Origin of the sequence: Oceanobacillus kapialis, from assembly GCF_044790185.1 — a bacterium.
Lineage (GTDB): Bacteria > Bacillota > Bacilli > Bacillales > Amphibacillaceae > Oceanobacillus_B > Oceanobacillus_B kapialis.
On record NZ_CP085256.1, the window covers coordinates 3361765 to 3382706 of the forward strand.

The 20942-nt window shown below is 41.1% G+C and carries 12 protein-coding genes; 5 read left to right on the plus strand and 7 right to left on the minus strand.

Features of this window, described 5'->3' with window-relative positions:
- The first annotated feature begins 317 nt into the window (after positions 1 to 317).
- Complete coding sequence (locus LG273_RS17380) at positions 318 to 1712, plus strand: alanine/glycine:cation symporter family protein (RefSeq protein ID WP_404456061.1); 1395 nt, start codon at positions 318 to 320, stop codon at positions 1710 to 1712.
- A gap of 380 nt (positions 1713 to 2092) precedes the next feature.
- Here LG273_RS17380 and LG273_RS17385 read toward each other — a convergent pair whose 3' ends face one another.
- Positions 2093 to 4144: a catalase gene (locus LG273_RS17385; protein ID WP_404456064.1), complete on the minus strand. Its 2052-nt coding sequence runs from the start codon at positions 4142 to 4144 to the stop codon at positions 2093 to 2095.
- 204 nt (positions 4145 to 4348) lie between these two features.
- Here LG273_RS17385 and LG273_RS17390 point away from each other — a divergent pair, with 204 nt between their 5' ends.
- Positions 4349 to 5602, plus strand: coding sequence for a GGDEF domain-containing protein (locus LG273_RS17390; protein WP_404456067.1), 1254 nt, complete (start codon positions 4349 to 4351; stop codon positions 5600 to 5602).
- A 174-nt stretch (positions 5603 to 5776) separates the two neighbouring features.
- Here the strand turns inward: LG273_RS17390 and rlmN are convergent, their stop codons facing one another.
- From rlmN to gltB, 3 genes are all read right to left on the minus strand, one after another.
- Entirely contained in the window at positions 5777 to 6844 is a 1068-nt protein-coding gene (rlmN, locus tag LG273_RS17395; RefSeq protein WP_379562543.1) for a 23S rRNA (adenine(2503)-C(2))-methyltransferase RlmN, read from the minus strand.
- 190 nt (positions 6845 to 7034) lie between these two features.
- The gene (locus LG273_RS17400) at positions 7035 to 8522 is read right to left on the minus strand and encodes a glutamate synthase subunit beta (protein WP_404456070.1); all 1488 of its coding nucleotides are present in this window, start codon (positions 8520 to 8522) and stop codon (positions 7035 to 7037) included.
- 98 nt (positions 8523 to 8620) lie between these two features.
- Positions 8621 to 13225 (minus strand): glutamate synthase large subunit, encoded by a 4605-nt coding sequence (gltB, locus tag LG273_RS17405; RefSeq protein ID WP_404456073.1) that lies wholly within the window; start codon positions 13223 to 13225, stop codon positions 8621 to 8623.
- 531 nt (positions 13226 to 13756) lie between these two features.
- Between gltB and LG273_RS17410 the strand changes: the two genes are divergently transcribed.
- A complete protein-coding gene (locus LG273_RS17410) occupies positions 13757 to 14776 on the plus strand; it encodes an LLM class flavin-dependent oxidoreductase (RefSeq protein ID WP_404456076.1) in 1020 nt (339 codons plus the stop codon).
- Positions 14777 to 14841: 65 nt separating this feature from the next.
- Here the strand turns inward: LG273_RS17410 and LG273_RS17415 are convergent, their stop codons facing one another.
- A complete protein-coding gene (locus LG273_RS17415; RefSeq protein WP_404456078.1) occupies positions 14842 to 15630 on the minus strand; it encodes an ion transporter in 789 nt (262 codons plus the stop codon).
- Between the two features lie 122 nt (positions 15631 to 15752).
- Between LG273_RS17415 and LG273_RS17420 the strand changes: the two genes are divergently transcribed.
- Positions 15753 to 16880 carry a M14 family metallopeptidase gene (locus LG273_RS17420; RefSeq protein WP_404456081.1) on the plus strand — a complete coding sequence of 376 codons (1128 nt, stop codon included), beginning with the start codon at positions 15753 to 15755 and terminating at the stop codon, positions 16878 to 16880.
- 166 nt (positions 16881 to 17046) lie between these two features.
- On the opposite strand, the gene LG273_RS17425 is transcribed toward LG273_RS17420, so the two are convergent.
- Positions 17047 to 18306 (minus strand): cytochrome P450, encoded by a 1260-nt coding sequence (locus tag LG273_RS17425; protein WP_404456084.1) that lies wholly within the window; start codon positions 18304 to 18306, stop codon positions 17047 to 17049.
- Positions 18307 to 18443: 137 nt separating this feature from the next.
- Between LG273_RS17425 and LG273_RS17430 the strand changes: the two genes are divergently transcribed.
- Complete coding sequence (locus LG273_RS17430) at positions 18444 to 19157, plus strand: hypothetical protein (RefSeq protein ID WP_404456087.1); 714 nt, start codon at positions 18444 to 18446, stop codon at positions 19155 to 19157.
- On the opposite strand, the gene LG273_RS17435 is transcribed toward LG273_RS17430, so the two are convergent.
- Positions 19126 to 20841, minus strand: a complete 1716-nt coding sequence (locus tag LG273_RS17435; protein ID WP_404456090.1) for an IS1182 family transposase — start codon at positions 20839 to 20841, stop codon at positions 19126 to 19128. The genes LG273_RS17430 and LG273_RS17435 overlap by 32 nt on opposite strands.
- Positions 20842 to 20942: the final 101 nt, after the last annotated feature.

Here is a 20942-nt window from a genome sequence, read left to right on the forward strand (position 1 = left end):
AATCCATTGCTTAATGGACGATTTCACTATACCTAATTATATTTACCGTAATTACTAGGTTAATAGTTTTCTTGAAAAATAGCAATCCGACTATTTTCGTATTCTTTTTCGTTTACATGTACGCAATTTTGCATTCACCTTCAATCCAATATGTATACGCCTTTGTACACTTGTTTACAAATATGCATTCTTTTGTATTCAAAATTGTTTACAAGTATACGGACCACGCAAACATAATTTTCTAAGTGAATTAATGACTAACTTGTAAATAATCCGGGTATCGAAAAAAAATAACAAATTACATTGGAGTTGAAAACATGGCAGCATTTGAAGAATTTATTGCAAGCATATCCGACTTTTTTTGGACTTATGTATTATCTATCCTTTTAATTGCTACAGGTTTGTTGTATACGTTCCGATTAAAGTTCTTTCAGTTTAGGATGTTTGGTCACATTCTAAAAAGGACAATTGGACAAATTTTTAAAAAGAATCAAGCAAAGGGAACGATTACCCCTTTCCAGGCATTTACTTCTGCTCTCGCCTCCACAGCTGGCGCAACCAATATTGTTGGTGTGCCTGTAGCCATCTCACTTGGTGGGCCCGGTGCACTATTTTGGATGTGGATGGTGGCTTTAATAGGTATGGCGACAAGATACAGTGAAATAGTACTTGGTATGAAATACAGAGAAAAAAATGAAAATGGTGAATGGGTAGGTGGCCCACAGTACTATATTCGCAAAGCATTAGGTTGGAAAGTTGTTGCCACTTTATTTGCGGTGTTTCTAATGCTGGAAGTTGTGCCAAGTGTTATGGTACAAACAAATTCCATTGCCACTCAGCTACAAGGCGCATTTAATTGGCCCGTACAAGCAACAGGAATAGGCGTCCTTATTGTAATTGCAATGATCATCTTTGGTGGTATAAAACGTATTGCCAAAGTCACGGATAAAATTGTCCCTTTTATGGTCCTAACCTACCTTACCTTAGCTTTAATTGTCATTTTCGCAAATGTAGGTCAATTAGGTAACGTATTCAGTCTCATTTTTACACATGCATTCACACCAATCTCTGCTACTGGAGGGTTTGCCGGCGCAGCAATTGCCCAAGCAATTCGCTGGGGAATCGCCCGCGGGTTATATTCCAATGAAGCTGGCTTAGGTACTGGACCAATCGCTCACGCACCAGCACAAACTGACCACCCTTCTAAACAGGCCTTTTGGGGTGTATTCAGCGTTTTTGTTGATACCATTGTTATTTGTACTGTTTCCGGGATTCTCGTACTTGTAACAGGGGCATGGACTAAAGTAGAACCAGCAAATGCATCCAGCATGATCACCGTTGCCTTTTCAGATTTCTATGGTTCCACATTTGGAGGAGTTTTCGTAGCAATCTTCCTTCTGTTTTTTGTTATTACAACCGTCGGCATCCTTATTTTCTTTGGGGAAAAGCAGGCAGAATTTTTATCAGGTTTAACAGCAGCAAAAGCTATGCGGATTGTATATTTAATTGCTATTTATATTGGAGCAATTGGAGGCTTACAATTTGTATGGCAGTTCCTAGATCTAATGCTCGCCTTTGTTGTAATTTGTAACGTCATTCCCCTGTTATTTCTTAGCAAAGAAGTCAAAAACATTACTGATGACTATGTATATCGCTTGTACAAGAAAAATGGCGGGGAGCCGAGGGTTACCCTCTTTGAAAATAAAGAGTAATACTATCGCAAAAGCCCTAAAAACGTACACCAGTCTTTTTAGAAGACAGTGTACGTTTTTTCTTGCACTTATGCATTGTTTTTTACTTTCAGAAGTTAATAGAAATGCAGCAAAGGGGAAATTTCTCTTTTTGCCATTAATGCTCGTCAATGCATACCCCTAAGGATAGTGCCAGGGCAAAGTCATTCTATTCCTCTCCCAGATGTTATTGCTTCTATTATATGTAGTGTCTTCCTCTAGCCTTCAGGTCCCTCCTCTAGAAAAACCTTCCTTAAGTATTCGTAAAAAAAGCCGGGCGATTATCTGCACTAATTCGGATAATCGCCCGGTTCTCGGTTTGGTTAAACCCTATCATTCTATTCTTGTTTAGTTCATTACGATTAATCTACGTCTCTGTCCCAAAAACGGTGCTGTTTAACTGCCTCTGTAAATCGAACTACGAAATCATCGGAGTCCCCTTCTGTTATGACACCAGAAGCAAGAGTAGGAATATCAAGGTTATTTAACAGATTTTCCCCATATTGTGTGGCACCAATCGGCTTAAAGTGTGAAAAGGCCTCTTTAACAAAGTACCCAGCCTTCTCCTTAAAGCTCTTATCCTGTGCAGCACCGCCTACTAGATAAACAGCATCGAACAACACAGAATCTGCTGTGAGGAAGGTATGATCTGCTTCAAGTTCAGGTCCCTTATCCGTTTTTAACTTTCCTTGTTTAGGAGCAACAATCTCTGGCTGCATCCCTTGTTTTTTAAATTGTTGCATTACATTACTTACTACTTTGCTGTCATAATCTTCATCTAGTAATACAGCAATTTTTCGTGTTGCAGCAGATTTTATACTGTTCTCTTGACTTAAGGCTGGGGATACCTTCGTAATATCTGACCCGCCTTCAGTTGGAGCTGAAACGCCAATACCATTGGCAATTTGAACAGCCATATCAAGGTTAACATTCGCAAACATATCTACTACCTGCTGCTGAATATCCTTGTTCTGGACCTTCCCCAGCTCAAAGCAAAATGCCGTAATAATATGCTCTTTTTCAGGGTTACTCATACTATTCCAGAACAATGTAGCCTGAGAAAAGTGATCCTTAAAGCTCTCGCTCCTTGTTTTTACTTTTCTACCTTCTACTTTTTCCTGGTAATGCTCATAACCGCCCTCCGCAGGTGATGCAGGTTCTGGTGTGTTTTGTGCGAGACTGTTCTTATGGTAGCTTACTTGCCCTCTATTAATCGTGTGTCTGCCATAACCATCGCGCTGATTATTATGGAATGGGCATACAGGTCGATTTATTGGTAGCTCATGGAAGTTAGGGCCACCAAGACGGATTAGTTGTGTATCCGTATAAGAGAACAATCTTCCTTGCAACAATGGATCGTTCGTAAAATCAATACCTGGCACCACGTGGCCTGGGTGGAAGGCAACCTGCTCCGTTTCAGCAAAAACATTGTCCACATTACGATTCAAGGTCATTTTACCAACAATTTTTACTGGTACATCTTCCTCCGGCCAAATTTTGGTTGGGTCAAGAATGTCAAAGTCAAACGTGAACTCATCTTCTTCTGGAATAACTTGTACACCAAGTTCATACTCCGGAAAATCACCATTCTCGATGGAGTTATAAAGGTCTCCACGATGGAAATCCGGATCCTTCCCATTTATTTTTTGTGCTTCGTCCCAAACCACCGAATGGATTCCTAATTTAGGCTTCCAATGAAACTTCACAAAATGAGCTTTTCCTTCTTCATTTACAAAACGAAAGGTATGTACGCCAAACCCTTCCATCATGCGAAAGCTTCTTGGTATGGCACGATCTGACAAATGCCACATAATCATATGTGCAGATTCCTGGTTGTTTGCTACAAAGTCCCAAAATGTATCGTGGGCAGAAGCAGCTTGTGGTATCCCGTTATGTGGTTCTGGTTTTACAGCATGAATGAGATCTGGAAATTTAACGGCGTCTTGTATGAAGAAAACGGGGATGTTATTACCGACAAGGTCATAATTACCTTCTTCTGTATAAAATTTCGTTGCAAATCCACGAACATCTCTTGCTAACTCCCCGGAACCTTTTGAACCAGCTACTGTTGAAAATCTAACAAACACAGGCGTTTTCGAACCAGGTTCCTGTAAAAACTTTGCTTTTGTATATTCTTTCATCGATTCATATAATTCAAATTCTCCGTGAGCCGCATAACCACGTGCATGTACAATTCGCTCTGGAATTCGTTCATGGTCAAAATGCGTCATTTTTTCACGAAAATGAAAATCCTCCATTAAGGTAGGGCCTCTGTCTCCTGCTTTTAAAGAGAATTCATCCTCCGAAACTTTCAAGCCTTGATTTGTTGTCATATGTTTTCCTTGGTCATCGACACGATATGCTTCAAGCTGTTCATTTTTACTGTTGCCATTTACTTTTCGCTTATCACTCATCATTCAGCCTCCTCTATAAAAGTTAGGTAGGTTAATACCCTCTAATTCAATACCCAACACCTACCCCTACTAAACTACAAGAAACTGTTCTACCTTTATTCGATTTAATTTTTTGAAAATACCGTGAACAATCCAGCGGAAATTATGCTAAAATGAAAAGGAAAGTAGGATATTATGCCTACATTTTAGAAGGGAAGATTAAGCATGCGACTAAAACTATTTATTATAAGTCTTTTTGTTGTATCGTGTTTTGTCGCATTTTCTTACGGAGATATAATAGTTAATAGATCGCTATTTATTAAAGCGATTTTACTATATTGGCTCTTTTCTACTCTTTATTCACACCTGACCATTGTTGTTAAAAAAGGTAATGTAAATATGGATTATGGTATTTCTTACGGACTTTCTTTTGGATTGGTGGCAGGCCCACTTGGACTGTTCGTTTTTGAGTTTGTGCAACGTTTTATAGTATATTTCGATCGGAAATATTCCAAGACAGCGGATCCAGATGAATTTCTACATACTTTTTATAATATCGGGGCTTTTGCCCTAAATAATACGATTGCTTTCTTTATATTTCAGTTGCTATACCCTAGCTTTCAGCACTTCCCCTTTGGGTTTTGGGTCTTAATCGTTTTGCTTGTTATCACGGTTTCACTGCTTTCTGATATTTATCTTATTACGATCTTTACAATTACGAAGAACATTAGCACTTTTAAAGAAGCGATTGATTTCATAAAGAGTAGAAGCGTTCTGGATATGGGGAAAACAGCCTTTTCCAACGGGCTTCTATACCTTCTTATCATGGAAGAACAGTGGGAGATGGTGATTGCCCTTTTCCTGCTCAATTACCTTGTAAGCCGCTCATTTATGTTAAAGTCACAAACCATTCAACATAAGCTGGAGCGGGATAAATTCGAGCATATGGCCTATACAGACTTTCTAACAGATGCGTACAACAGAACATATATGGATAAAATCATGCAGGAGTTAAATCATACTGGAGAATGCATCGGAGTTCTTGTTACAGACATTGATTCGTTCAAGCGGGTTAATGACACGTATAATCATGCTGTTGGCGACCATGTTATTCAGCAATATGCTGCAACGTTAAAGAGCCACCTTCAGGATAAAGACTGCTTGGTACGAAGTGGCGGGGAAGAATTTACAATATTCCTTAGGCATCGCTCTTTCCAACAGTGTGTAGAGCTTGTGGAAAAGATTCGGAGTGACGTCGATTCTAACCCTGTGCATACAGAGTATAAATCAGAGGCTGTAGCTATCCATTATACGGCTTCGTTTGGTCTTTATTACTATAAGACAGCTGGTGAAACAGAGATCAAACGAGCTTACGTATATGCAGATGACCTTTTGTTACAATCCAAAGAACTTGGGAAAAACCGCGTAACAGTTAAAAATGGAACGGTCGACCTTCCATTATCAGTTAGATTTAAATAATGGCGGCTGTACAGCCAAATAAAGTTAAACCTCGTTTGTTGAGCTTTCCCTTTCTCCCCCAGCAAATGTTAGTTGAACGAATCAGATCTGTACTGCCAGTTAATCCCGGCATCTTAGTGCCAGATAAGGCGAAAAAAAGCCTGAACGGGAATTATACCTCGTTCAGGCTTTTTATTATACGGCGTTCGTTTTTTTAATTTGCTTGCTTCGTAGCTGGCCACATGCCGCATCAATATCTGCTCCATTTTCCCAACGGACACCACAGTTAATGCCTTTAGCCTTTAATGTTTCAAAGAACTGTTGGATAGTAGCAGATTCACTACGTTGATACTGATTATGCTCATCAACAGAGTTATATGGGATTAAATTTACATAAGCAAGGTGGCGATGATCGTAGAGGAGCTTAGCCAGCTGCTCTGCCTCTTCCTTATGGTCATTCACGTCCCGTAACATAATATATTCGTACGTGATCCGGCGATTTGTTTTTTCCAGATAATAATCTACAGCCTTCATCAGCTTTTCAATTGGGAAGGCCTTGTTTATCTTCATGATCCTTGTTCTTAGGTCATTATTTGGGGCATGAATTGAGATAGCAAGGTTTACTTGAATACCAGTGTCGGCAAATTCATAGATTTTATGCGCAAGACCGCTTGTGGAAACCGTAATATGGCGTGCTCCAATGTTTAGTCCTCTGTCATCGTTCATAACATAGAGGAAATTCATTAAGTTATTGAAGTTATCAAATGGTTCGCCAATCCCCATTACGACAATATGGCTAACTCTTTCTCCGTCTCCACGCTCATCTAAATGCTTTTGTACATTCATGATTTGCTCAACAATTTCACCACTGGACAAATCACGGCTCTTTCGCAGCAAGCCACTCGCACAGAAAGTACAGCCAATGTTGCAACCAACCTGTGTTGTAACACAAACAGAAAGACCGTAATTAAAGCGCATAAGAACCGTTTCAATTAAATTGCCGTCCGCTAGCTTAAATAGATATTTAATTGTACCGTCCTTTGACTCCTGCTTGATTTCCTCAGCCAACGTTTGCAGAACAAAGTTTTCTTCCAATAGCTCGAGCGTCTGCTTGTTAACGTTCTTCATCTCAGAAAATTTGTTAACACGCTTTTTATAAAGCCAGTTCCAAACCTGGTCAACACGGAAGCGCTGCTGACCTCGTTCCATTAACCAATCAGACAATTGATCATATGTTAGTCCATATATGGATTGTTTACTCATTATTTATTAACCCTCATTTCCAGTAAATTCTTTTATTAGCGAAGAATTTACTTAAAAAGCATTACATATACTCACCATACTATATTACTTCATGTTGCTACCTGTTGCAAACCCATCTCAGTGAAAGTTTATGGAGGTTTTATGTCAAATTTAAAAACCACAGTCGTGGATAACTGTGGTTTTTAAGTGTTTAAGGTAAAACTGTTTCTCCCATTAAGAAACGATCGCATTCTCTTGCTACTTCTCTGCCTTCGTTAATTGCCCATACAATCAGGCTTTGGCCCCGACGCATATCGCCTGCTGCAAAGACGCCTTCTACATTAGTTGTGTAGTCACCATATGCTGCTTTAATGGTAGAACGAGTTGTTGTTTCGATTTCCATTTGGTCAATAAGGTCCTGTTCCGGCCCTTTAAAGCCAATAGCAATTAGTACAAGATCCGCTGGCCAAACCTTCTCTGTTCCAGGAATTTCTTCTCTCACCTTATTGCCCTTTTCGTCGAAACGTAACTTCACATTAACCGTATGAACTTCTTTAATATGACCATTTTCATCCCCAACAAATTTCTTTGTCATGACAGCATATGAACGAGGGTCTTCGCCAAGAACACTAGCTGCTTCCTTATGTCCGTATTCCACACGGTGAATGGTTGGATATTGAGGCCATGGGTTTGTTTCGATATCCCTTACCAAACCTTTTTTGTCGTAAATATCAAATTGGGTAAGACTTTTGCAATTATGTCTTACAGATGTGGCTAAACAGTCAGTACCCGTATCTCCACCACCAATGACGATCACATTTTTGTCAGTAGCTGAAATATAGTTGCCATCCTCTAAATTAGAGTCCAAAAGGCTCTTCGTATTCGCATGCAGGAAATCCATTGCCGGGTGGACACCTTTTAAGGTACTACCCTCTACTTGTATGTCACGGTGAACAGTAGCCCCACCACAAAGGATGGTGGCATCAAAGGAATCTTTTAGTTCTTGAACCGAAATATCCTTCCCAACCTCTGTATTGGTAATAAACGTAATCCCTTCTTCTTCTAAAATAGAAACACGACGCTTCACCACATCATAGGAAAGCTTCATTTCTGGTATTCCGTATGTGAGCAGCCCGCCAACACGGTCATTTCGTTCAAAAACTGTTACCGTATGACCTGCTTTATTAAGTTGCGCGGCAGCAGCCAAACCAGCAGGTCCAGAACCGACGACAGCCACCTTTTTTCCAGTTCTTGTTTCTGGTGGAGTTGCGACGACCCAGCCTTCTTCAAAACCCTTCTCAATAATCGATCTTTCAATTGTTCTTATCGCAACAGGTGGTTCATTAATACCTAGCACACAAGCACCTTCACAAGGAGCTGGGCATGCCATCCCTGTAAACTCAGGGAAGTTATTCATTTCATGCTCTCTTTCAAGTGCTTCCTTCCATTTCCCTTCATATACGAGGTTATTCCATTCAGGGATAAGGTGATATACCGGGCATCCGGAGGTTATTCCATTCAATTCCATCCCTACATGACAGGTGGGAACGCCACAATCCATGCAGCGTGCCCCTTGTATTTGAATTTCCTTTTCTGTCATCGGGATTGTATAGTCGTTCCAATCCTTGACTCTGGTGCTGGGATCTCTTTCATCCCTCACCTTTCTATCGTACTCCATAAACGCTGTTTGTTTTCCCATTGACAGATCCTCCTTTCTTAGAAAAGCTCTCGCACGCCATTCTCTGAACCTTGAGCTCTAAGCTAGATTTCACAGTAGCTTGCCGTGGAAATGTTTGACTACAGTACACCTACTTCTGTCTTTTCTTTTTCTACTGGCTGCTTACTCTCTTCAAACGCCATCATTTCCGCATCAAATTTCGTCAATCCACTATCCCTTAAGGCTTTGATTCGCTCTTGAATTTTCACATAAGCCTTCGGAATGACTCGTAAAAATTGCGGAATATATTTATCCCAATACGTTAAAATTCGTTCTGCATGGGTACTCTTTGTGTAGAAGACATGGGCTTGGATATGTTGGTATAATGCCTCCAGTTCTTCTGGGTCTTCTATAGGTTCTACATTAACCAATTCTTTGTTCACTTTAGAATGAAAGCTATTATCCTCGTCAAAGATGTAAGCGACACCGCCTGACATCCCTGCCGCAAAGTTCCTTCCGGTAGGCCCTAGCACAACAACCTTACCACCTGTCATATACTCACAGCCATGATCTCCAACACCTTCTACTACTATCGTGGCACCACTATTTCTTACAGCAAACCGTTCTCCAGCCAGACCGCGAATGTACGATTCTCCACGGGAGGCTCCGTAAAATGCGACGTTGCCGATAATAGTATTTTTTTCTGGAGGAAAGGTAACAATTGGATCTGGATGAACAATAATTTTCCCACCAGATAAGCCCTTTCCGACAAAGTCATTAGCATCACCGATTAATCGTAACGTCATGCCAGGTGGTATAAAAGCACCAAAGCTCTGACCAGCTGAACCATTGAAATTCAGTTTTACGGTATCTTCTGGCAGCCCTTCTTCTCCATAAAGCTTGGTAATTTCGCTACCGAGTAACGTACCGGTTACACGGTTGATATTTCGGATTGCTGTTGTGAATTCCACAGGTTTTCCTTCTAAAACTGCCTTCTTGCAATTTGGAAGCAACTCTTGAAAGTCTAAGGACTTTTCAATTCCATGGTCCTGCTCGATTGTAGCGTACCTACCTACCTTGTTAGGTACATCTGGCTGATAAAGCAATGGACTAAGGTCCACTCCTTTAGCTTTCCAGTGGTCAACTGCCTTATTTACTTCCAGAACGTCCGTACGGCCAATCATTTCGTTTATAGTTCTAAAACCAAGCTCTGCCATTAGTTCTCGAGCTTCTCTCGCGATAAAGCGCATAAAGTTAGCGACATGCTCTGGATCACCCATAAACTTCTTTCTTAGCTCAGGATTTTGAGTAGCTATTCCTACCGGGCATGTATCCATATGGCAAACACGCATCATGACACACCCAAGCACAACGAGAGGAGCAGTAGAGAAGCCATATTCTTCTGCGCCAAGTAATGCGGCTAGCACAACGTCTCTCCCTGTCATCATCTTTCCATCTGTTTCCACTACAATCCGGTCACGCAACCCATTCAAAAGCAAGGTTTGATGTGTCTCTGCTAGGCCTATCTCCCACGGAAGGCCCGTATGCTTCAGACTAGTACGTGGGGCAGCACCTGTACCGCCATCATACCCACTAATTAAGACTAAATCTGCCCTTCCTTTTGCGACACCTGCCGCTATTGTCCCAACTCCCACTGCTGAGACAAGCTTTACACTAATCCTTGCGTTAGGGTTTGTGTTTTTTAGATTATGAATGAGCTCTGCCAGATCCTCAATTGAATAAATATCATGATGTGGTGGTGGTGAAATTAGTTCAACTCCAGGTGTGGAGCCACGAACCTCTGCAACCCAAGGGTATACTTTTTTGCCAGGAAGATGACCACCTTCTCCAGGCTTTGCCCCTTGTGCAATCTTAATTTGAATTTCATCAGCATTCACAAGATAATGACTATTTACTCCAAACCGACCTGAAGCAACCTGTTTAATTGAGCTTCTTCGAGAGTCTCCATTGTCATCTGGGGTAAAGCGATCAGCCGACTCCCCACCTTCACCTGTATTACTGCGTCCACCGATCCGGTTCATGGCAATCGCTAACGCTTCATGTGCCTCCTGACTGATCGATCCATAGGACATAGCTCCTGTTTTAAAGCGTGCACAGATTTCTTCAACTGACTCTACTTCTTCAAGTGGTACGGGTGTCCGTTTTTTAAAGGATAAAAGACCACGTAGTGATTGCAGGTTATTCGTTTCATCTGTTAAAAGATGGGTATATTCCTTAAACACCTCATAGTTATTTGAACGACAAGCATGCTGCAGGGTATGAATGGTTTTCGGGTTGTATTGATGGTCCTCCCCGTTTCTTCTATATTGGAACTCATCCCCTGCTTCTAGCGCATAGTTTGCGCCCCGAGATTCCTGAAATGCTTTTTCATGACGCATAACCGTTTCTTTTTCAATCATATCAATTTCAATTCCGCCTAAGCGAGAGGCAGTCCCAGTAAAATATTTATCTATTACATCTGGATGGATACCCACTGCTTCAAAAATTTGTGCACCACGATAGCTTTGAATAGTGGAAATACCCATCTTAGATAGGATTTTAATAATCCCGTCTGTCACAGATGTAACATATTGATCAACAGCTTGATTTGGTGTAATGCCTTCAAGTTCTTGATTAGCTACTAATGCATGGATTGTATCAAAGGCTAGGTATGGATTAATCCCTTCCGCGCCATAGCCGATTAGTGTCGCAAAGTGATGGACTTCTCTCGGTTCGCCCGATTCCACAAGGAGACTTACCTTCGTGCGAATTCCCCGACGAATTAAATGGTGATGCAACCCTGAAACAGCCAATAACGCAGGAATTGCCACACGCTCTTCGCTTACACCTCGGTCTGATAACACTAAAAGCGTAGATCCTTCTGATATTGCTTCATCTGCTTTGATAAACACCTTTTCCATTGCTTGTTCCAGGTTTCCTTCTGCCTTATTGCGCTTAAATAATGTGGAAATGGTAGCAGTTTGAAAGCCTTCAATTTGGCGTACACGCAATTTTTCCAGCTGATCGTTCGTCATGATCGGTGTTTCAAGCCGAATATGCTTGCAGCTATCAGCCTGAGGATTAACCAAATTACCTTCTGCCCCAATGGTTGTTTCAGCCATTGTAATAATTTGCTCCCGTATTGCATCAATAGGCGGGTTGGTAACCTGTGCAAATAATTGCTTGAAATAGTTATATAACAGCTGTGGCTTCTTCGAAAGGACAGCTAATGGTGAGTCATACCCCATTGAGCCAATTGGATCCTTCCCATCTAACACGAGCGGTTTGATGATTTTGTTCAATTCTTCTCTTGTGTAGCCGAAAGCAAACTGCTGCTCAAGCAGCTCCACTCCCGTATAAGGGGAATGATTCGTTATGACATCCGGAATATCCTTCAGATCAATTTTGTTTTTCAGCCATTCATTATAAGGTTCCTCTGAAGCAATCTGCATTTTGATATCTTCATCCGGAACAATGATGCCTTTCTCCAAGTCCACAAGCAGCATTTTCCCAGGCTGAAGTCTGTCCTTGTACAAAATGTCATCTGCAAAAATATCAAGAGCGCCTACCTCCGAGCCGAGCACAATCATTCCACTTTTCGTTACATAATAACGAGCCGGGCGCAAACCATTACGGTCAAGACAAGCACCTATCTGGTTCCCATCTGTAAAAACAAGGGCTGCTGGGCCATCCCACGGCTCCATCAATGTACTATGGTATTCATAAAAATCTCGCTTTTCTTCCTTAATGGACGTATCGTTTGCCCATGGTTCAGGCACCATCATCATAGCGGTATGTGCTAAGGAACGGCCTGATAAATGAAGAAATTCAAATGTATTGTCAAAGATAGAAGAATCACTACCGTCTGCGTCAATAACAGGGAGGATTTTCTGCATATCTTCTTCTGAGAAATGCTCGGATGCACATAACTGCTCGCGGGCACGCATCCAGTTCACATTCCCTCTTAATGTATTAAATTCCCCGTTGTGTATGGTATACCGGTTAGGATGAGACCTTTTCCAGCTTGGAAATGTGTTGGTACTAAAGCGGGAATGAACTAATGCTAGTGCTGATTTAAAATCTGGATGATTTAAATCGATATAAAAGGCGTCCAGCTGTTCCGGTATGAGCATCCCTTTATATACAATTGTACCTGACGATAGGCTGCTTACATACACGTCTTCATATTCTGGAACTTTGGCCATTTCCTGTTCAATTCGTTTCCTTATCACGTACATTTTTCTTTCAAATGCCATCTGATCCTTTATATCTTCTGACTTCCCAATAAAGAACTGCCGTATAGTTGGTTTATTTTTCGTAGCTACCTTGCCAATAAATGACTCATTGGTTGGTACTGGTCTCCAGCCAAGAAAGGCTTGCCCTTCCTGCTCAATAATCTCTTCAAACACTTCCTTGCTACTCATCCTTATCTCATGATCCTGTGGAAGGAAGACCATCCCTACACCGTATTCCCCTTGCTTCGGTAAGCTTATGTTCTCCTTGGCACATTGCTTTTGAAAAAATCGATCTGGTATCTGCGTTAGAATACCGGCTCCATCTCCTGTGCTTGTATCAGCTGACTGCCCTCCACGGTGTTCAAGATTACAAAGTATATTAATCGCATTCTGGACAATATTATGGGTGGGTTTACCGTTTATATTTGCAATCATCCCAATTCCACATGCTTCATGTTCAAAATCCGGATGATATAACCCTTGTCGTTGTGGGTAACCATTTCTTGTCATTACAACATCTCCCTTCTATCTTACTTAACATAATGAAGATATCTATACGGGGAACCATTTAGAAAGGTTAAAAAAGGATAGTAGATGTATCATACCATAAAACACATTTTAACTCAAAATTCAGATAAGTTATGTTCATGCACTTTTTTAAAAATTTAGTAAATGAAAACGTTATCAAAACAGGTGTTTAACATCTCTCTATGCGCTTATAATGCATAAAAGACAAGGATTTTCTCTGTCTTGTAAAAATTCACAAAAAAATTAAATTTACGACATTATTTTTTTAACGTTTACTCCTTTTTTTTAAGGAAGCAACCACCTTTATATTTGGTGGGGACTTCCCTCTCCTCCCACCAAATGTTAGTTGAACGAACAGGACCTTTTACTAATAGTTGATCCCCGGAGTCTTACTGCCAGTTAATGCGGGATAAATGTTCAGCTTTTTTCCCAATAACTAGTAGGCTAATTATTGGACGTTTCGTTATTTAAGACGTAATATTTTTTAATGAGATAATCGTAAGGAGTGATACGATGACAACAAAATCAAGAACCTTTCAACATATACCGCTTTCTGTTCTAGACTTAGCACCAGTTAATGATGGAAGCACGCCACGTGAGTCGTTTCAAAATAGTGTGAAATTAGCACAGCATGTAGAAAAGCTTGGTTTTAATCGCTTTTGGCTTGCTGAACATCACAACATGCCTGGGATTGCGAGCTCTGCAACTTCAGTTATCATGGGGCATATTGCAGAGAACACGGAACGTATCCGCATAGGAGCCGGCGGGATCATGCTTCCAAATCATGCTACCATCGTGATTGCCGAACAATTTGGTACATTGGAATCCCTATATCCAGGCCGAATTGATTTGGGACTAGGACGTGCTCCAGGTAGTGACCAGGCCACTGCTTACGCTTTGAGAAGAACACTCGGTATGAGTGTAGAGGATTTTCCTATGCAGGTTAATGAATTACAGGACTACTTTTCAGACGAACCTGTTTCACGGGTGAAAGCTGTGCCGGGCCAAGGACTGGATATTCCAATTTGGCTTCTCGGTTCTAGCGACTTTAGCGCAAGGCTGGCCGCCCAAAAAGGTTTGGCGTTCTCTTTTGCCAGCCATTTTGCACCAGCATACACGATTCCGGCACTGCGTCTTTACCGTGAACGTTTCCAGCCGACTAATAAAATGGAAAAACCTTATGCGATGGTTGGTGTGAACGTTATTGCAGCTGATACAGATGAAAAGGCTCAATATATTGCCTCCTCCCAACAACAGCAATTTTTAAGTCTTCGCAGAGGGAACCCGACGAAACTCCAGCCACCTGTAGAAAATATGGATGAAGTTTGGACACCAATGGAACGCGCGGCAGTGGAACAATCCCTTGATCCTAGGACTACTATTATCGGCAGCAAGGAAACTGTCAGAAAGGGATTAGAGGCATTTTTAGAAGAAACGCAAGCTGATGAAATGATCATTAGTGGTCAAATATACCATATGGAAGATCGCTTACGTTCCTATGAAATAGTTGCAGAACTAATGGACGAAGCATAAGGAACAACTTATTTCCATCAATATAGCCGATAAGATTCGCGAATCTTATCGGCTTTGTTTTTATGTTATTGATCTGTCTTTTTTAAAAGTGCTTTAATTTCAGCTAACTCCTTTTGTACCTCCGCAAGTTTAAGATCCGTTGGAGAAGGCGTTTCCTCACGATGTGCTTCTTCCACGTTATTTACAATAACACCGACGAATAAATTGATGATAACAAAGGCACCGATTAGGATAAAGGTGACAAAATACCACCAAGAGGAGGGATCCTCAGCCAAAATCGGACGCATCACGCCACTCGCCCAGGATTCTAGTGTGATTACCTGGAATAGTGTTAACAGCGAATCATGTAAGGTCCCAAAATATTCTGGTGCAATGTCCTGAAACAGGGTGGTGCCTACCACACCGTATATATAAAAAAACAGGCCAAGAAGTAGCATGATAGTGCCCATGGAAGGGATGGTAAGCAACAATGCATTTACCATTTTCCTTAGTGATGGAATGACCGAAATGGCTCTTAAAACCCGGAGCACACGGACAATCCGGAGTACAGTTAAATAATAAGAGCCGATTAAAAGATGACTAAGCAGCACGATGATAAAATCAAACACACTCCAAGGGTCTCTAAAAAAGGAACCGATGGACTTTGCCCCAATTAGCCGGATGGCAATTTCAATTGTAAAGATCCAGAGCAAAACAAGGTCTGCTATGTATATAAAATCTCCATATCTATCAGCAATAAAAGAATATGTCTCTAACCCGACAAGCAATGCATTTATAATGATTAGCGTAATAATCACCCTCATAAACATCGGATGATCCGCAATTCTCGCGCAGATTTGTTTAATCACATTCATGTATCGTATCCCCTCCCTTTCTATTTATCTATTTTACTTAGAATAACTTTATTTGTCACTTCTAGTTTCAACTATTAAATGAGGGGGAATTGAAGAGTTAAATAATGGAATGGAGAGGAAGGATGAAAGTGGAATCCTATTTTCAAAAAGACTATGAAACCTCAAGATCTGTTTTCCGTAACCACTTAGACAAGGTTAGAGCGATATGGCCTGAAGCCTACCTTAAGACCGACTATATTGGAAATGAAGAAGAGGATAATACCATTGATATTATTCGCGCAGATGCCACTTGGGACAAAGAGAAAATTGTACTACTTTCATCTGGAGAACATGGGATTGAAGGCTATGCCGGAGCAGCATGTATCCACATTTTCGTCGAGGAATATATGCAGCAAATCAACCCAGAAACAACAGGCATTTGTCTTGTCCATGCAATAAATCCATGGGGAATGCGAAATTTCCGCCGCGTTACGGAAAATAATGTTGATTTAAATCGGAATTACATTGAAGAAGAAGGACCACTTCCTGTAGATGTAAATAAAAAATATGAAAAAGAAAAAGAAATTTTCCTCCCAAACGGAAAAATTAAAGATATTACAGCAGAGCAAAGCAGACTATTTAAAAAGCTAACGAAAGCATTGGCCAAAGAAGGCTATGCCAATATGAAGCATGCTAAAAGCATGGGACAATATGAATTTGAGCGTGGTGTTTATTATGGTGGCCAAGGATTAGAAGAATCCGCCCAGCATGTAAGAGCATTACAAAAGAATTTGCTTTCACAATACAAGCAAATCGTCCACATGGATTGGCATACAGCTCTAGGGCCAAGTAATGAATTGACCATGGTGGTTCCACCAGAAGAGGAACAGGACATGGAGGAAATCCAGTCACGGTATCCATTAAAAAATATTTTGAAGTTCTCAAACAAAAAAGTCATTGGGGATTCAAACCAGCATTTTTTTACGCTACAAAAAAAGAAATACCCAGATACAAAGCTCTTCTCTGCCTTGTTTGAATTCGGGACTTTTGGTGACGACAAAAAAGCTGAGCTAAGAGAGCTGATGACAATTATTTTAGAAAACCAGCTCTACTGGGAGGGTACTGAAAAGGAATCTTACAGGAACTTTATTTTAAGTGAATTTCGTGAAATGTTCTATCCTGATGACCAGGTTTGGCGTTGTGATGTAACAAAAGAAGCGAGAAAGGCATTTAAAGTCGTGTTGAAGGCTGAAGAAGTACTCGCTTCCTAAACAGCAAAACCATAAATGGCTGGGACAAAAGGATTTGACAGATAGATAACGGGCGGTCACCCGAATGATAGTAGAATATCTTCAGGGCGCCCGGTTTTTTTAATGCGTTATAAAACACCCTAAGGACAAGCAGTCTACCGTTAACCTTTAGGGTGTTTTAAGTGCGTTATTGAAGCGTTATATTTTTCATAATGAAATTGCTGCTAGGATGGGTTGGGATGCGTACCATGCTGTACGATAAGTCCTGTGGTGGTACTTCATATGATAGATCCTGTGTTAGGAAGCTAAGGCTCGTTTGCATTAATTCGACCGTTAGCCACTCGCCTGCACAGCGATGACCCTTGTCATAGTCTCCTCCACCTTGCGGGATAAAATCAAAAGGGCTTCCGTTCCACTCTTCAAATCTCTCTGGCTTAAAGCGATTTGGCTCTGACCACAGTTCTGGCTTATGGTTTGTCCCATATATATCAAGAATAACTAACGTATCTTTCTTAATTTGGTAGCCTTGCCAATCAATGTCTTTCGCTGCCAAAGCACCTGTAAAAGGGCCAAATGGATAATACCTGCGCACCTCTTGGACAAACCACTTTGTATAATTCCCATCGTCTTCTCTAACCTTTTCCTTGGTAGCCGGAAAATCGTAAAGCGCTAATGCCCCAAATGTTACAAAACGAGCAATCGCTACGATCGGACGTAAAAGGTTTAGAATCTCAACAGCTGCCGTTTGTTTATCAAGTAAATTTCCATCTAAGTCTTGATGCCACGCAATAATAGATAAAGGCTTTGTCTCCTCCAACTCCAACTCACCGGAGCGCACTCTTTCTACAATGTCTCTAATCCATTTTTCCGCACGGCTTCTCGCTACTCTACCTTTCCAGTGGCGGGGACCCGTCGCACCAAAGGCATCAATCATGGCACTCAAATCCTCTGTCCGCACCTCAAGATCTTTGGCCCATAACGGTACACCAACCCATTCACATGCTGTGCGGCACATTATTTTTTCGACTTCTGGAAAAAGTTCGATGCTATCTTTTGTTACCCATTCTGTAGCTTGCTGTTTCCATTTCTCTCGACAAATTGCGGCGATCCTCTTCAAACCTTCACGCGTCATAAGCCGCATAAACATATGTTTACGATGCCGATGGGCTTCTCCATCCATACCTTGCACCCCACCTACACCAAACAGACTTTCTTTAATCCGTTTAGGTGCCGCGTCTTGCCGCTTAAATAGTTCATTATCATAAAACAATTCTGCTGCTTCCTTACCGCTTATACAAACAACCTTTTTCCCACCCATCATACGGGTTTCGAAAATATTAGTATCAAACCATTGAAGACGATTAGGAACAAAGCGAAATCCCTCACGCAATAATGCCAGACTGTGATCCATGCCTTTTTCATTAGGAATATGTTTACCTGTACTCACCGTTTCGACAGCTCCTTTGCGTTAAAATCTTCTACTAGTTTAAGTTTACCCACGACAGAGTATCTGAAACGAGGGAAAAGATTAAAAGTAGGAATTACAAAAAGGAGAAGAAGGTAATTTGTATATTTTCCGGGGGTGTGGTGGTTGGACTGCTCGTTTGGTTGATTGCTCGGCTGAAATGGTCGATTGAACCGCTCGCTTGGTTGATTGCTCGGCTAGCATGGTCGATTGGACCGCTCGTTTGGTTGATTGCAATGCTAGCATGGTCGATTGAACCGCTCACTTGGTTGATTGCTCGGCTGAAATGGTCGATTGGACTGCTCGTTTGGTTGATTGCAATGCTAGCATGGTCGATTGGACTGCTCGTTTGGTTGATTGCACGGCTAGCATGGTCGATTGAACCGCTCGCTTGGTTGATTGCAATGTTAGCATGGTCGATTGAACCGCTCGCTTGGTTGATTGCAATGCTAGCATGGTCGATTGGACAGCCCGCTTGGTTGATTGCAATGCTAGCATGGTCGATTGGGCTGCTCGCTTGGTTGATTGCAATGCTAGCATGGTCGATTGGACTGCTCGCTTGGTTGATTGCAATGCTAGCATGGTCGATTGGGCAGCCCGCTTGGTTGATTGCAATGCTAACTCAGTCGATTAAATCGCTCACTTGGTTGATTGCAATGCTAGCATGGTCGATTGGGCAGCCCGCTTGGTTGATTGCAATGCTAACTCAGTCGATTAAACCGTTCGCTTGGTCGATTGCAATGCTAACACAGTCGATTGAGCCGCTCGCTTGGTCGATTGCAATGCTTTCCCAATCAATCATTATGATCCCAAGTTCACTAAACCATAAATAAACCTTGTAACACCTGAAATAACGAAAAGGGGCTGGGACATAACTAGCCTTAAGTAAGTAAAAAAGATTCCAGTTATCAAAAAATGATAGCTGGAATCTTTTTTGTTAGAGTTTGGGCTTGTATGTTGCATGGTGGCGGTGTATTTTCTTATGTTCACCGCCATTAATGCAAATCCTAACTCATTTTCCACTTTCGATTTGCCTCTCACCGACATTCGAGTGAAACGCAAATTAGCCTTCAGAAATCCGAAGACAGGTTCCACATCTATTTTACGTTTCCCATAGATTTCTCCCGTTTCTTCTTTTGAAAGCTGCTCTCTTATATATTCTTTTTGTTGTTCCCAATGAGCATTGTAGTAAATTTTCCGATTCTCTTTTGCTTTGGTACACTGATCGCGTAATGGACACCCAGAGCAATCTTCGCATTCATAGACACGAAAGGTTCGTTTGAACCCGGTTTTATCCTTTCGATTTGATAGGTATTGAAAAGCTACCTTCTTTCCGTTTGGACAAGTAAAAAAGTCTCCGTCTGAATCATACTCCCAGTTGGATACATGAAAAGGATTTGTTTTATATTTCTTTTTCTTTTCCTTCCGATAGGTATTATACGTAATGAGTGGCATCTTTTCTCGATGGAGTACATTACTGTAATTTTGTTCACTACCGTAACCCGCGTCAGCAACAATATACTTGGGTAACTTAAAATACCTATCTTCAATATTATCGAGGAAAGGAATAAATGTGCGAGTATCCGTAGGATTTGGAAATACATCATAGGCTAATGTGTATTGACCTTCGGTCGCAATTTGTACATTATAACCTGCTTTAAGTTGGCCATTTTTCATATAGTCATCTTTCATTCGCATAAAAGTGGCATCATGATCCGTCTTTGAATAACTATTGCGATCGCCAAAGATTTCCATATCTTTTTGATATTTGTGTTTACGAGCTTCAAAGTCTTGGAATTGTTTACGGTATTGCTTGGGTTCTTTTCGCTCGGAACGAAGTTGTTTGCGTTCTTTCGCTTCTTCACTCTTCTCGATTTCTTCATCATATTTTTTTACTTCTTCATCTAGTTTTTTTACCACTTCACTGAGTTCTTCCGTTGAAAGTTCATCGGAACTTTCCCTTTCTATTTCAGGGATAATTTCCTTTTCCAGTAATTCCTCATACAGTTGATTCGACTTCTTTATTAAATCGGTGCTGTATTTTTCAATGGATTTTTTCCACACAAAGGTGAACTTATTTGCATTCGCCTCTATCTTCGTACCATCAATAAAAATGGCCTCTTCTTCAATCATCTTCTCTTCCACAAGTTGACAACGAAATAGGACGAAACACTGACGTAATAATTCTTTTACTTCCGGATGCACACGAAATCGATTAATGGTACGATAACTCGGTTCATAGCCTTGTGCTAACCACATCATACGTACACTGTCTTTGAGTAACCCCTCTATTTTTCTGCCAGAAAAAACAGACTGCGTATAGGCACATAAGATAACCTTCATCATCATCCTTGGATGATATGCAGGGCATCCTGTTTCACGGAAAAACTCCGCAAATGAATCCTCTGGAATACTCTCCACAACATGATTAACTGCGTAGGCTATATCATTTTCTTGAAGTTTCATTTCTAAATCTAAAGGCAAAATGACTTGATTCATGGTATAATGTTTAAACATAAGGGATACCTCCGGTTCTGTTTTGGTGTGGTACTTTAACTTTACCAGAAGGTATCCTTTTTGCGTACATAAATTCAAAAAAAGTGGTGCTCCCCAGAGGG